This window comes from Bordetella sp. 15P40C-2 (assembly GCF_009763235.1).
GTDB lineage: Bacteria > Pseudomonadota > Gammaproteobacteria > Burkholderiales > Burkholderiaceae_B > Bordetella_A.
The window spans coordinates 65,567-78,440 of record NZ_WSJA01000020.1 but is presented as its reverse complement, the minus strand read 5'-3'; the positions used below and the strand labels follow the sequence as shown (position 1 = coordinate 78,440).

The following is a 12,874-nucleotide window of genomic DNA, read 5'->3' as shown; positions in this document are numbered from 1 at the left end:
TGGGCGTCGGAGGCGCTCACGCGACGGTCTTGGTCAGGCGGTGATATTTGGCCAGCAGGGCATCGCGGCCCTCGTTCCATTGCGGGTGAAGCTCGATGCACTCGACCGGACAAATGACCTGGCACTGCGGCTCGTCATAATGCCCCACGCACTCGGTGCAGCGGGCCGGATCGATGACGTAGAACTCCTCGCCCATCGAGATGGCGTCGTTCGGGCATTGCGGCTCGCAAACGTCGCAATTGATGCATTCTTCGGTGATCTTCAGAGCCATGGCAGTAACGCGCGCAGGCGCGGAGGGCAGAACGTGCTCATTGTACGCCCCACAGCGAGGCGCCGGGATCAGTGCCCCGCGCGCCGCACGAAGCTCAGTTACGCCCTTTGTCGGGCCAGGACTGTTCGCGATGTTCCTTGGCCTTGGCTTGCAGCCAGCGCTCAACGGAGGGGAACACGAACTTGCTCACATCGCCGCCCAATTGGGCGATTTCGCGCACGATCGTGCCCGAAATGAACTGATATTGATCCGAAGGCGTCATGAACATGGTTTCGACTTCAGGTAGCAAATGGCGGTTCATGCCGGCCATTTGGAACTCGTATTCGAAGTCAGAAACCGCGCGTAAACCGCGCACGATGACGCGCCCGTTCTGTTCGCGGACGAAGTCTTTGAGCAGCCCGGCGAAGCTGCGGACTTCCACGTTGGGATAATGGCCCAAGACTTCCTGAGCGATTTCAACGCGTTCTTCGATACTGAAAAACGGCTTTTTGTTTCGGCTATGAGCAATCCCCACGACGACCTTGTCGAACAAGGACGCCGCGCGGCGCACCAGGTCTTCGTGGCCGCGGGTTAGTGGGTCAAACGTGCCGGGGTAGACAGCGGTAATCATGTGTGGCTCCGTATCCTACGAATAGACGTACACCTTCCTCCGAATGCTGGATTATTGACTTATTTCCGCAATGCAGCAAATTGCATCAAGCCGTAGTGCACGGCACCAGCTTTGTCTTGACGGATGACTTCAAATTCGGGCGGGGGCGACAGGGGCGCTTCGGACTCTACATACACCAAGCCATCTTCGGTCAATATACCCGGCAATTGCGGCCAAAGCCGCGGTAACCAGTCCTGGTTGAACGGTGGGTCGAGCAGCACCAGATCAAAGCGCGAGGCGTCCATTCGCCCGAGCACCTGCAAGGCGTCGCCCGCGTGGACGCGCACGGACTGTGCCTGCAACTTGTCGCGCAGGGCGCGCAGGGCGGCGAGCGCGCGGCGATCCTGTTCGACCATTTGCACATGACCGGCGCCACGCGATGCGGCTTCGAACCCCAGCGCGCCGCTGCCGGCAAAGAGATCCAAGATCTGCTTGTCGCTGTAGTTTCCTGCCCACAAATGGGTGAGCCAATTAAACAGGGTCTCCCGCACCCGGTCTGGCGTGGGCCGCAGGCCGGGAACATCGTCAGGTACTGAAATCGGCGTGCGCCGGTATTGACCGGCCACGATGCGTATGGGCTTGTTGCCCGTCGGGTTTTTTTTCAAAAAACGAACCTCCTCGCGCGAATATAGCAGCCGGCCCCGCTGGCGAGGCTGCTGCACCGCGGGGAAGCGAATATACTTCGCTCATGTTCCGTTTCTTCAAGAAAAAATCCCCGCCGCCTGCCCAGCCGGTGCAGCCCGATGTTGCGCCGCCGGCAGACACATCACGTCCTGACGAGGCCCCTGCCGCGCCCGTGCAGACGCCTGTTGCGCCTGCGCCGGCCGTTCCCGTCAGTCACCCCGTCAGCACGCCTGAACCGACGCCACCGGCTGCTCCCGCCAGCGAGAAACCGGTAAGCGAGACCGTGCCGTCTGCCCCGGTCGAACCGGCTGCTACGCAGCAGGCCGATCAGGATCCGCCCACGCGATTCTGGAGCCGGTGGACCTCTGGTGGGAAAGCCGAGGAAACGAAAGTTTCCCCGACGACTTCCCCCGGTTCTGTCCAGGTCCAAACTCCGCCTCCCGCCCCGGTTCCTGATCCCGCTCCCGCCGAAGCGCAAGAGATTGATGCGCAAACAGCCGTCACGGGCGGCGCAGGAACACAGGTGTCTACGCCGGCGTCTAGCCCTGCCGTTTTGACGCCAGCGCCACAGGCGGTACCTGAGCCCGTGTCCGAGGGGGTCCCCGCTGCGGAACCCGCTCCCAAGAAATCTTCCTGGTTAGGCCGCCTCAAGCAAGGTTTGGCGCGCACGGGGCAAAGCCTCGGGAGCCTGTTCGTCGGCGTCAAAGTCGACGAGAACCTGTTCGAGGAATTGGAATCCGCGCTCATCATGGCCGACGCCGGCCTGGAAGCGACCGACAAGCTGCTGACCGCACTGCGTACGCGTGTGCGCAAGGAGCGTCTCGACGATCCGGCAAAGGTCAAGGCGGCCTTGCGCGAATTGTTGGCCGATCATCTGCGGCCGCTCGAGCGCCAATTCGATCTGCAGAAAGCCAAGCCCCTCGTGGTGATGATCGCGGGCGTCAACGGCGCGGGCAAGACAACCTCCATTGGTAAGCTGGCCCATGCGTTCCAGCGCCAAGGCGCGAGCGTGCTGCTCGCGGCGGGCGATACGTTCCGTGCAGCCGCGCGCGAACAACTGGTGGAATGGGGCGCTCGCAATAATGTCAGCGTGATTGCGCAAGACGGCGGCGATCCGGCGGCTGTGGCATTTGACGCAGTCAACGCCGGCCGCGCGCGTCAGATGGGCGTGGTGATGGTTGACACCGCCGGCCGCCTGCCGACGCAATTGCACCTGATGGAAGAGCTGAAAAAGATCCGTCGTGTGATCGGCAAGGCAGACGGCAACGCGCCACACGAGGTATTGTTGGTGGTTGACGGCAACACCGGGCAGAACGTGTTGGCGCAGATTCGTGCCTTCGATGCCGCGATCAATCTGACGGGTCTCGTGGTGACCAAGCTTGACGGCACCGCCAAGGGTGGCACGCTGGCTGCCGTGGCGGCGGGCAGCAATGGCGTACGGCCGATTCCTGTGTATTGGATCGGTGTGGGCGAGGGCATGGAAGATCTGCAGCCTTTCGTGGCGGATGAATTCGCAGCCGCGCTGTTGTCGGATTGAGTCTGGCTTCCACGCCTGGTGTAGTGCTCTAAGCTTGAACTGAACGGCTTACACCGAGGTAATCGATGGCCGGTTGAATGGGGAACTTTCTCCATTTAACCGGCCAAGTTTTTATCAGTCGTGCTTTTTGTGCTTGCGAGCCTTTCGCTTGCGTAACGGCTTACCCGAGCCTAAATCGTCCAACGCGGCTTGGGCCTCAGTCGTTAAGTGATCCAGGCGTGCGCGGATCCAGCCCAATGCGAACCAAGCTTGGGGATGCTTGTCGCTCCATGCTTCGAACCGATCGTTCGCTACCGCCAGATCGTTGATCTCGCCCAGGACATCCTGCAGTTGCGACAGCTTTTTTCCATAGCTGCTCGCCTTGTCCTGAGGCAGTAGCGATTGGGCGAACGTCAGTCCGTAGCGCAGGCGTTTGCCGCGTTTGCGCAGTTCGTGGCGCGTGGGCAGGTCCAGCGACGCGAATTGTTTGCCTTGCTTGACGACTTGCTTGTGCCAGCGTTGCAAGCGGCGGGTCAAAAGGTCCGCGAGGGCGGGCGATGCCGTGCCTTCGGTGACCGGTGCGAGATCGTCCGCAGGCGGCTGGTCTTGCGCTTGATCGGCGAGCGCCTGCTGCGCTGTTCCCTGTTCGGGGTGGTGTTGCGAATCTTGGCTATCTTCCGATTTCAACCCCGGATGTGACTTTGCTTCGGACTCCGACGATGCCTCTGGTGTGGGTTCTTCGGTCAATGTCTCGCTTTGCGCCGGCGCGGCTGCGGTAGCCGTCGCGGGGGCATCTGCCAATGCCGCGGCAGAGGCAGGGCTATTCGGGGCTGGTGGTTCCTGGTCCCCACCTGCGAGGTCCGCCGATAAAGGCGTCGTTTGGATAGCCACACTCCAAGCCAAGGTGTCCAGGAGCCACCGCTGAAACTGCGGCCCGGCCGTAAATGCCTGGGCGTCGAACCCTGAGTGCTCTTCAGGCACTTCGATGGCTGGCATGCCCGCGCGTTGCAGCATGGGCAACACCGTTCCGATCAACACATCACGGTCGCGGCCTTGCCCCAGCTGGCCGAACAACTTGCGTGCGCCATTCAAGACCGAAGCCGGGGGCGGGGTGATCCAGCCGTCCATCAGCCGCCAAGCCGAACGCAGACGGCGCATGGCGACGCGAAGCTGATGTAAGTGCTCTGGGCGGCCGGCCGGGTAGATGCCCAAGGTATCGACCTCGGCCAGCGTGGCCGCGTTGCGGATGATTTGGTCCAGGCATTCGTCGGCAATACGGGCCATGGCCTCGTGTGGGGTCATGCCAGGTTCCAGGACCACGGACTGCGAGGGACGCGGGGCCCAGAAATCCGCGATGGCGCGCGCACGTTGCGCGGCGATCGTTTCGGCGGACTCCGTGCTGGCGTCTATCTCGGCGAGCTGTTGGGCCAGGCTAGCCAAGGCATCTCCGCGTTCGGATTTGCTGCGAGCGTCCAGCACCAGGCCGTGTTGCCGCTGCCAGCGACGCGCGACCGAGAAAATCGCGGCCGGGTCGCCCTCGATCAGTTCGAATTCCAGCTCGGATATCGGCAGTTCCAAAGAGCCGGCGCGTAATACGCCGGTGTCATAGGCAAGCTCGATCGTTCCCTCGGGCGTTTGCACGTTACGCAGCAGGCGTTCTACGTCGGTTTCGTAGCGCATGCTCAACTCACCCTGCAACGATGACAAGGGCGCCTCGAACTCGGTGCCGGTATAGACGGACAGATCGAGTTCCGGGCCGGGGCGGGGATGGTTGAGTTCTATACGCGTGATGCTGTTCGCGCCGGGCATTTTGAGCGTCTGCATCCAGCTGTCGCCTTCCAGGCGCAAACGCAGCGCAATGCGCGCGCGAGCCAGCTCGCGATCCGGCGTGTCGAAATACTGGGCGTGAAGGCGGATGCGGGTGGCTTGCCGGTCAACCGCCTTCGAAACGCCCGGGCGAGCCGAGGCCGGGACGTGCAACTTCAATTCTTGTTCTGACATGGTTAAGGTGCGAAGCCGAATAAACGGCCCATGTTAACCAATAGATGGGGAGATTTGATGACCACCGGAGGGTTAGTGCATCTGATGCGCGAGGCCAGGTCCAGCCTGTGTGCCTCGCGCTGTCCGTCGGGACTTAGAGAATGCGCTTACGCGCTTGAGTGATGATGATCTCTGCCAGGATAACAATGGCGAAGATCGCGGCCAACACCAGCGCGACACGATCCCATTGGAAAAGATTTAACGCGGTATCCAAGGCCATGCCGATGCCGCCTGCGCCGACCAGACCAAGCACTGCGGATTCGCGCACGTTGATGTCCCATCGCAAGAGCACAATGGACCAGAACGCTGGGCGAATCTGTGGCCAGTAGCCATACCACAGCACCGCGCCGCCACTCGCGCCCGTGGCGGTGAGGGCTTCGACCGGGCCGCGCTGGGCTTCTTCGATGGCTTCGCCGACCAGTTTGCCGACAAAACCGATCGAGCGAAACGCAATCGCCAGCGTACCCGCCAACGCGCCAGGGCCGAAGATCGCGATAAACAGCAGCGCCCACACCAGCGAATTCACCGACCGGCTGGACACGAGGATGAGTCGCGCCAATTGGTTGATGAGACGATTGCGCGTCAAATTGTTGGCCGCGAGCAGGCCCACCGGCACGGCGAGGATGACCGACAGAATCGTGCCCAGGGTCGCGATGTGCAGCGTTTCCATCAGCGCGGCATGCACGCCTTCGAAGTAAAAACCCCAGTCGATCGGCCACATCCGGCCGATCAGATCCGCCATTTGCTCGGGCGCGTCGTACAGGAATTCGGGGATGATTTCGACACTGCGCACCGACTGTACAATCGCGGCGACCACGATCAGGTATAGAGCGAATCGCAGCAGCCGCTGGCCCGAGGTGTAGCGTTGCCAGCTACGCGGATACCCGGCCGCCTGCAGATGAGTGGAGGGCGTATTCATACGTCCTCCTGATTCGACGACTTGCCACCCAGGCCGCGCGCGGCGTTGAAACGGCGGTTAAGGAGGGTGTCAAAACCCAGGTTATCCAAGAATACTGCCCGGACAAAGCGAGCCAGGATTTCGCCCAGCATGATGATGGCGATGAGGATGATCAGAATCGCGGCGACGAAATCGTAATCGAAGCGTTGGAACGCCGAGAACAACGTGCCCCCGATACCGCCCGCGCCCACGATCCCGACCATGGTGGAGTTGCGCAGGTTGGAATCGAACTGATAGGTGGCAAACCCGATGAATCGGGCAAACACCTGTGGCAGCACGCCAAAGATAATCACATTCGCAAAGGACGCCCCGGTCGCGCGCACGGCCTCGACTTGTTTAAGCGAGATTTCCTCGATCGATTCGGTGAAAAGCTTGCCGATAAAGCCTACAGACGCGACGGCCAGCGCCAGGATACCGGCGAGCGCACCAAAGCCGACGGCCTTGACGAAGAGAATGGCGACAATGACCGGATGCAGCGAACGGCATAGCGCCACCAGCGCCCGCGCGGGCCACGAGGCCCAGTTTGGCATCAGGTTACGCGCGCCGAGCAGGCCGACGGGCAAGGCGATCAAGATCCCCAGCACTGAGGCCAGGACCGCGATCTCCAGGCTTTCCGCCAGGCCTTGCCACAATGCGTCGGGTTGTTTGATTTCCGGCGGGAACATGCGGCCCAGCAGCGTGGCGGCATGACCGAGACCCGCGCGGAATCGCTCATAGCTGAAATCCAGCTGCCCGGCGGCATATAGCGCATACAGAAAAATCGCGACGCCGATCAGCTTGGTCTGCCACGACAATGCGAAAGGACGGCGAGTTACTCCAGCCACGATTCGCCTCCGTAAATGGTCTTGAGCATCGTGGGGTCCAGGCCCTGTCCATCGCCGTCATAGACCACGTGGCCGCCCGACATGCCGACGATGCGGCTGGCGTAGCGGCGCGCCAGTTCAACATCGTGAATGTTGACGAGCACCGGGATACCGTTGGCGGTGCCTTGCTCGGCCAAGAGCTCCATGATTTCCACGGAAGTCTTGGGGTCGAGGGAAGAGGTGGGTTCGTCGGCCAGGAGCAGACGTGGCCGCTGCATCAGCGCCCGCGCGATACCCACGCGCTGACGCTGCCCGCCGGACAGCGCGTCGGCGCGTTGATCGCCAAAGCCGCCCAGCCCGACGACATCCAGTAGCCGATAGGCCCGCTCGATATCGTCGGGTTCGAAGCGGCGCATCCATGCCTTGAACGCACTGCTATAGCCCAGGCGCCCGGTAAGCAGGTTCTCCATCACGGTCAGGCGTTCAACCAGGTTGTATTCCTGGAACACCATGCCGATCTGACGGCGAGCCTGCCGCAGGGCCGTGCCGCGAATGGCGGCGAGGTCTACCGAGCCTTCCTCGGTCTCAAGGAGGATCTGCCCGCGCGTGGGGTCAATGAGCCGGTTGATACAGCGCAAGAGCGTGCTCTTGCCCGTGCCAGACGGGCCAATGATGGCCGTCAGCCCTTGACCCTGCACGTGTAGGTCGATTCCTTTGAGGACGGGTTGGCCGGCCCGGTATTCCTTGACCAGGCCTGCAATGCGTAAAGACGTGGACATAATGCTTACTGCTTGCCTTTGCTCTTGGCGGTTTCCTTGTCGTAGGCGGCGCGGTTAAAGCGTTCGCCACCCGATTCGGCGACTTGGCGCACGATGGCCCAGTCTTTCTCGTACGTGACCGGATAGAAACGATCCGCGCCGTCGAAGGCCTTTTTCATTTCGTCCGGGAAGCGGTAGTCGTAGAAGCACTTGAGCATCTTGTCGCGGAATTCCGGCGCCAGATCGTGCGCATAGGCAAACGACGAGGTCGGGAATTTCTCGCTGCGATAGATCACACGGAAGTCGTCTTCCTTGATCTGCCCGCGCTCGGCCATGCGGTGGAACACGTCCGAGGCGACGGCCGCCGCATCGTAGTCGCCGGAATTGACGCCCATGACCGACTGATCGTGCTTGCCCGAGAAAAGTACTTTGTAGTCCTTGTCGGGCGTCAAGCCTTCCTTGGGGAACAGCGCGACGGGGGCCATGTGGCCGGAGTTCGACGAGGGCGAGGTGTGGGCGAGTTTCTTGCCTTTCAGATCGGCCAGGCTTTTATAAGGACTGTCTTTTTTGACGATGACGATGAGGTTGTATCCTTGGAAGCCGTCCTCGTATCCCTTGACGGCGAAGGGCACCGCGCCGGCGATGTTCACCGCGAAGGCCGTGGGACCGGTGGAGAAGCCACCGACGTGCAGACGGCCCGAACGCATGGCCTCGATTTCGGCGGCGTTGCTTTGCACCTGATAGAACACTACGCGCTTGCCGGTGCACTGACTCAGGTGGTCGGTAAAGGGCTTGAAGATATTGGCGTAGACCGCCGGGTCTTCGACGGGTGTGTAGGTAAAGACCAGGGTGGAAGGTGTCTTTTGCTTGGCGGGATCGGTGGGGGTGTCGGCCACCAGATCCTTGTTCGCATCGCAATACATCTCGTCCAGATCGCCGCGATTCGTGCAGCTTTGGGCATCCGCCGCGTGTGCGGTCTGAAAGCCGAAGATCAGCGTGGCGGCCGCGGCCGCCCGCAATAGGTGCACAGCTTGCATGGTGTTGTCTCCTTAGGGTCCGTTTATTTCGGATCAATCTAATTCAAACACAAAAAAACGAACCTGCAGAGCCGGGAAATCACCTAGCTTTTCTTTCGGGTTTTGTTCGGCTTTTTTCGTTTAGTCTGATTTTTTGATGAGACTGCCATCAATTGGTGGATTTGCGGTATCCGAGTTTGTGCGTAATCTTGTTTGCACAGGCGCGCAGTGGCCCCGCAATCGCGCCATGCCAACCCACATCGAATAACCCCGATGGCCCCAGGCAGGTCAAAGCCAGCGTAATGTTGCCGGTGTGATCGAAAACCGGCACCGACAGCGCATCCACGCCTGGCAACGGGTTGCCGATCGCGCGGGCCATGCCGTGCACCCGGATGTCGGCCAAGCGCGCTTCCACGTCCGCGTACGCGACTTTAGGGGGCGGCTCGCGGCCAGCGATGACGGCGGTGTCGCCTACCTCGCGCTGGATATAGTGCTCGGCGACTTGGGGTGGCAGCCAGGCGGCGAACACCTGACCGGTGGCGGTGTGCAGCATCGACATGACCGTGCCCTTGCGCATGTTGACATGCACCGGATAGCTGGCCTCGATCATATGAATCATGGTGGGACCGTGCGAGCCGAGCACGGCCAGGCCTAGCGTATGGCCGATCTCGGCTTGCAGTTCGGCGATTTCGGGCAGCGCCACGCGTACGGGGTCCAATCGTTGCAGGCTCACCAGACCCATCTGCAGCGCGAACGGGCCAAGTTCGTATTGGCCGGTGAGGCCATCTTGCTGCACCAGGCCGACGCGCGTGAAACTCACCAGATAGGGATGCGCCTTGGCCGACGTCATGCCTGCCGCATTGGCCAGGTCGCGCAGCGTCAATGGCTTGCCCGCGCTCACCAGGGCCGAAAGCAAGGGGAAGCCGACCTCAATGGATTGAATGCTGCGTCGGCCGTCCGGCGGCATGTTCGCCGCGGTCTTGCTGGCCGTCATGGCTGCCCCAGCGCGACACCGCGTGCCTGCAACAGCCGTTGCGCCATCTCGACAAAACCGCCGCCACCATGACGCGAGGCCACATAGGCGGGCCGGTGCGTCAGGCGATGCAAGAGCGCCTGAATATTCGCAACCCCGACGGATAAGGGAAAGAATTCGAACATCGGTTCATCATTCGGCGAATCGCCGATGAACAGACACTCGCCCAAATGCTTTTCAATATCCTGGCCCCATTCGCGTTGGAACAAGGTGCGCGTCATGCTGAGTTTGTTGTAGTCGCCAAACCAGCCGTTGACGTGAATCGAGCTGACCTTGGCCTGCGCGCCCGCTTCTTCGAAGATGGCCACGATGCGGCTGACGGCATCATCCGATAACGCCGGCACGTCCTCGCAAAAGTCGATGGCCAGATCGGCGACACGGTAATCCTGGTCGCTCGCGACGGCCGTGCCCGGGACTTCGCGCAGCACGCGGTCGCGGATGGCGTCCAAGCGCGCCCGATTGGCCTGACGAGTCTGCGCATCGGCCCAGTAATGGCTTTTCATGCGGCGCGCCTGCCGGTCGTAGGCGTAATAGAACGCGCCGTTCTCGCCTACTACGGCCTTTACCGGCCACATGCGGGCGATGTGGTCGCACCAGCCAGCCGGGCGGCCGGTGATGGGGATGATGGCTATGCCCGCGGCCTCCAGGCGTTCGAGCGCGTGGTACGCCTCGGCGGGCAGGCGCCCCTCCGTGGTCAAGGTATCGTCGATATCGGTGAGAACGACGCGCACGGAGGCGGCGAGAGAGTCGGGGAGAGACGCTAGTGCTTGCATGGCTGTCAGGAAGTCTCGATGGAATTTTTGTCTGCGCAGTGTACCGTCGTGCAATGCGGGGCGGGCAGGTTGTCTGAGCTTTACCATGGGGACGGCACGGTGCGCGCCCGGCTGCCGCCCAGGTGCGGGTAAAATCATTTTTTTCAGCCAGTTTCCCGACGCCATGTCCGCCCCGCTTGCCTCCGTGTCTTCCGACACAGACTCCGAATCGTTTGGTATCGCCTCTGTCGCAGAGATCATCGCCGAGCTGCGCGCCGGCCGTATCGTCATCCTCGTGGATGAAGAGGATCGCGAGAACGAGGGCGATCTGGTGATGGCGGCCGAGTTTGTCACGCCCGAGGCCATCAATTTCATGGTGACCTATGGGCGGGGCCTGGTCTGCCTGACCCTGACGGAAGACCGCTGCCGCCAGCTGGATTTGCCGCTGATGGCCGCGCGTAATGGCACCCGCTACGGGACCAACTTTACGCAGTCGATCGAGGCCGCCGAAGGCGTTGAAACCGGTATTTCGGCCGCTGATCGCGCACGCACGATTCAGGTGGCGGTGGCGCGCGACGCCAAGCCCAGCGATCTGGTGCAGCCGGGGCATATTTTCCCCGTGCGCGCGGTTCCCGGTGGTGTCCTGGTGCGTGCCGGTCATACCGAAGCTGGCTGTGATTTAACCGCGATGGCTGGCCTGACGCCGGCCGCCGTGATCTGCGAAATCCTCAATCCCGACGGCACGATGGCGCGCCTGCCGGATCTGGTGAAATTCGCCCGTCAGCACAATCTGAAGATCGGCACCATCGCCGATCTGATCCAATATCGCAGCGAGCACGAGTCGGTCGTCAAGCGCATCGGCGAGCGCACGATGCAGACCGCGTGGGGCGAGTTCCGCGCCGTAGCCTATCAGGATACGGCCAGCGGATCGGTGCACCTGGCGCTGGTCCACGGCGACATCGACGGCGAGCGCGAGACGCTGGTGCGCGTACACGAACCGGCTTCCATCCTGGATGCACTCGATCACGGTTCGGCCGGCCACAGCTGGGGCGTCGGCCGTGCCTTGCAGACCATCGCCAAAGCGCCGGCTGGCGTCGTCGTGCTGATGAACTGCCAATCGTCCAGCGAGCACCTGTTCGAACAAATCGCGGGCTGGACCGGCGAAGACAAACAGGCCCGTACGGACGGCGGCGATCGCTACGGTTTGCGCACCTACGGTATCGGCGCGCAGATTCTGCGGGATCTGAACGTCGGCAAAATGCGCTTGTTGGCGCGTCCGCGCAAGATGCCCAGCATGGCGGGCTTCTCGCTGACCGTTACGGGTTACGATTGCGACCCTTCCACCTCCGCCAATTCTCAATAAGGCTGAACTATGAATCCTTACGTCCTTACCCCTGATCTGAATGGCGAAGGGCTGCACATCGGTATCGTGCGCGCTCGCTTTAACGAAGAAATCGGCTTGGCCGAGCTGGACGCCTGCCTGCAAAAACTCGCTGAACTCGGCGTGGATGAGCGCGACGTGATGGTCGCTTCCGTGCCGGGCGCGCTGGAGCTGGGCGTGGCGCTGTCGCATATGGCAGAAAGTTTTGAATTCGACGCACTGATCGCGCTGGGCGCGGTTATCCGCGGCGAAACCTATCATTTTGAAGTCGTCAGCAACGAGATGGCCACCGCCATCACGCGTATTTCGCTGGAAACCGGCATCCCGGTAGCCAACGGTGTGTTGACCGTGGACACCGATGAGCAGGCTCAGGCCCGCGCCGCGGAAAAGGGCGCTGATTGCGCCCTGGCCGCCGTGGAAATGGGCAATCTGGTCGCCGCGTTGCAACCCGAAGAGGAAGACGAGGACGACGAAGACGAAGACGACGAGGACGAAGATCTTGACAACGAATAAACCCACGGCGGACAGCGCCGCGCAAGCGCGCGCCAACGCTCGCAGCGCCCGTCGTCGTGCACGCGAATTCGCGCTGCAGGGCGTTTACGCCTGGTTGTTGCGTGGCGGCCAGGGCAACCAGGACGCGGGCGAGATCGACGCACACCTGCGCGATGCCGAGGACTTCTCCGAGGCCGATGCGCAGTGGTTCAAGACCTTGCTGCATGGCGTGTTCCGCGAGGCGCCGAGTCTGCGCGAGCAGTTCACCCCCTATATCGACCGTCCGCTGGCCGAGCTGTCGCCGGTCGAGCACGGGATTTTGCTGATCGGCAGCTTCGAGCTCGTGCATCACGTCGAAGTGCCGTACAAGGTGGCGATCAACGAAGCGGTCGAGCTGGCCAAGTCGTTTGGCGGCACGGATGGCTTCAAGTTCGTCAACGGTGTGCTGGACAAGCTGGCCGCCGACGTGCGCGCGGCCGAAGTCCGCGCAGCGGCCGCGCAACGGCGTTAATCCCGGCGCGGCGCACGGTGCGTATGAGGACGGTGCAAAGCGTGAAGATCTGGCTGATCCGCCCATGCAC

14 protein-coding genes are annotated in these 12,874 nt (G+C 62.1%); 4 read left to right on the top strand and 10 right to left on the bottom strand.

Annotated features, from left to right (window positions below):
* Positions 1–16 precede the first annotated feature (16 nt).
* From GOQ25_RS09280 to rsmD, 3 genes are all read right to left on the bottom strand, one after another.
* Positions 17–271: a YfhL family 4Fe-4S dicluster ferredoxin gene (locus GOQ25_RS09280; protein ID WP_160350183.1), complete on the bottom strand. Its 255-nt coding sequence runs from the start codon at positions 269–271 to the stop codon at positions 17–19.
* A gap of 94 nt (positions 272–365) precedes the next feature.
* Positions 366–881, bottom strand: a complete 516-nt coding sequence (coaD, locus tag GOQ25_RS09275) for a pantetheine-phosphate adenylyltransferase (protein ID WP_160350182.1) — start codon at positions 879–881, stop codon at positions 366–368.
* A 59-nt stretch (positions 882–940) separates the two neighbouring features.
* On the bottom strand, positions 941–1,525 hold the full coding sequence (rsmD, locus tag GOQ25_RS09270) for a 16S rRNA (guanine(966)-N(2))-methyltransferase RsmD (RefSeq protein WP_160350181.1): 585 nt from the start codon (positions 1,523–1,525) through the stop codon (positions 941–943).
* Positions 1,526–2,097: 572 nt separating this feature from the next.
* On the opposite strand from rsmD, the gene ftsY reads away from it, so the two are divergent.
* Positions 2,098–3,081: a signal recognition particle-docking protein FtsY gene (gene ftsY / locus GOQ25_RS09265; protein ID WP_236844540.1), complete on the top strand. Its 984-nt coding sequence runs from the start codon at positions 2,098–2,100 to the stop codon at positions 3,079–3,081.
* Between the two features lie 114 nt (positions 3,082–3,195).
* Here ftsY and GOQ25_RS09260 read toward each other — a convergent pair whose 3' ends face one another.
* From GOQ25_RS09260 to GOQ25_RS09230, 7 genes are all read right to left on the bottom strand, one after another.
* Positions 3,196–5,061, bottom strand: a complete 1,866-nt coding sequence (locus GOQ25_RS09260; RefSeq protein WP_160350180.1) for a CYTH and CHAD domain-containing protein — start codon at positions 5,059–5,061, stop codon at positions 3,196–3,198.
* A 133-nt stretch (positions 5,062–5,194) separates the two neighbouring features.
* On the bottom strand, positions 5,195–6,019 hold the full coding sequence (gene phnE / locus GOQ25_RS09255; protein ID WP_160350179.1) for a phosphonate ABC transporter, permease protein PhnE: 825 nt from the start codon (positions 6,017–6,019) through the stop codon (positions 5,195–5,197).
* Entirely contained in the window at positions 6,016–6,882 is an 867-nt protein-coding gene (gene phnE, locus GOQ25_RS09250; protein WP_160350178.1) for a phosphonate ABC transporter, permease protein PhnE, read from the bottom strand. Before phnE (GOQ25_RS09250) ends, phnE (GOQ25_RS09255) begins: the two co-directional genes overlap by 4 nt.
* Positions 6,870–7,640, bottom strand: coding sequence for a phosphonate ABC transporter ATP-binding protein (gene phnC / locus GOQ25_RS09245; protein ID WP_160350177.1), 771 nt, complete (start codon positions 7,638–7,640; stop codon positions 6,870–6,872). Before phnC ends, phnE (GOQ25_RS09250) begins: the two co-directional genes overlap by 13 nt.
* Positions 7,641–7,645: 5 nt before the next feature.
* Positions 7,646–8,656, bottom strand: a complete 1,011-nt coding sequence (phnD, locus tag GOQ25_RS09240; RefSeq protein ID WP_160350176.1) for a phosphate/phosphite/phosphonate ABC transporter substrate-binding protein — start codon at positions 8,654–8,656, stop codon at positions 7,646–7,648.
* 148 nt (positions 8,657–8,804) lie between these two features.
* Positions 8,805–9,629, bottom strand: coding sequence for an IclR family transcriptional regulator (locus GOQ25_RS09235; protein ID WP_160350175.1), 825 nt, complete (start codon positions 9,627–9,629; stop codon positions 8,805–8,807).
* Positions 9,626–10,441 carry an HAD-IIB family hydrolase gene (locus GOQ25_RS09230; RefSeq protein WP_160350174.1) on the bottom strand — a complete coding sequence of 272 codons (816 nt, stop codon included), beginning with the start codon at positions 10,439–10,441 and terminating at the stop codon, positions 9,626–9,628. The genes GOQ25_RS09235 and GOQ25_RS09230 overlap by 4 nt, the downstream gene beginning before the upstream one ends.
* Before the next feature lie 163 nt (positions 10,442–10,604).
* On the opposite strand from GOQ25_RS09230, the gene ribBA reads away from it, so the two are divergent.
* From ribBA to nusB, 3 genes are read left to right on the top strand one after another with little or no spacing between them, the layout of a single operon-like run.
* A complete protein-coding gene (gene ribBA / locus GOQ25_RS09225; protein WP_160350173.1) occupies positions 10,605–11,783 on the top strand; it encodes a bifunctional 3,4-dihydroxy-2-butanone-4-phosphate synthase/GTP cyclohydrolase II in 1,179 nt (392 codons plus the stop codon).
* Positions 11,784–11,792: 9 nt separating this feature from the next.
* Positions 11,793–12,314 carry a 6,7-dimethyl-8-ribityllumazine synthase gene (gene ribH, locus GOQ25_RS09220; protein WP_160350172.1) on the top strand — a complete coding sequence of 174 codons (522 nt, stop codon included), beginning with the start codon at positions 11,793–11,795 and terminating at the stop codon, positions 12,312–12,314.
* Positions 12,301–12,804: a transcription antitermination factor NusB gene (gene nusB, locus GOQ25_RS09215; RefSeq protein ID WP_160350171.1), complete on the top strand. Its 504-nt coding sequence runs from the start codon at positions 12,301–12,303 to the stop codon at positions 12,802–12,804. The genes ribH and nusB overlap by 14 nt, the downstream gene beginning before the upstream one ends.
* The last annotated feature ends 70 nt before the right edge of the window (positions 12,805–12,874 follow it).

Coding starts and splice junctions, on each gene's coding strand:
- GOQ25_RS09280 (WP_160350183.1), bottom strand. CDS start 271: ATGGCTCTGAAGATCACCGAAGAATGCATCAATTGCGACGTTTGCGAG.
- coaD (WP_160350182.1), bottom strand. CDS start 881: ATGATTACCGCTGTCTACCCCGGCACGTTTGACCCACTAACCCGCGGC.
- GOQ25_RS09260 (WP_160350180.1), bottom strand. CDS start 5,061: ATGTCAGAACAAGAATTGAAGTTGCACGTCCCGGCCTCGGCTCGCCCG.
- phnE (WP_160350179.1), bottom strand. CDS start 6,019: ATGAATACGCCCTCCACTCATCTGCAGGCGGCCGGGTATCCGCGTAGC.
- phnC (WP_160350177.1), bottom strand. CDS start 7,640: ATGTCCACGTCTTTACGCATTGCAGGCCTGGTCAAGGAATACCGGGCC.
- phnD (WP_160350176.1), bottom strand. CDS start 8,656: ATGCAAGCTGTGCACCTATTGCGGGCGGCCGCGGCCGCCACGCTGATC.
- GOQ25_RS09235 (WP_160350175.1), bottom strand. CDS start 9,629: ATGACGGCCAGCAAGACCGCGGCGAACATGCCGCCGGACGGCCGACGC.
- GOQ25_RS09230 (WP_160350174.1), bottom strand. CDS start 10,441: ATGCAAGCACTAGCGTCTCTCCCCGACTCTCTCGCCGCCTCCGTGCGC.
- ribBA (WP_160350173.1), top strand. CDS start 10,605: ATGTCCGCCCCGCTTGCCTCCGTGTCTTCCGACACAGACTCCGAATCG.
- ribH (WP_160350172.1), top strand. CDS start 11,793: ATGAATCCTTACGTCCTTACCCCTGATCTGAATGGCGAAGGGCTGCAC.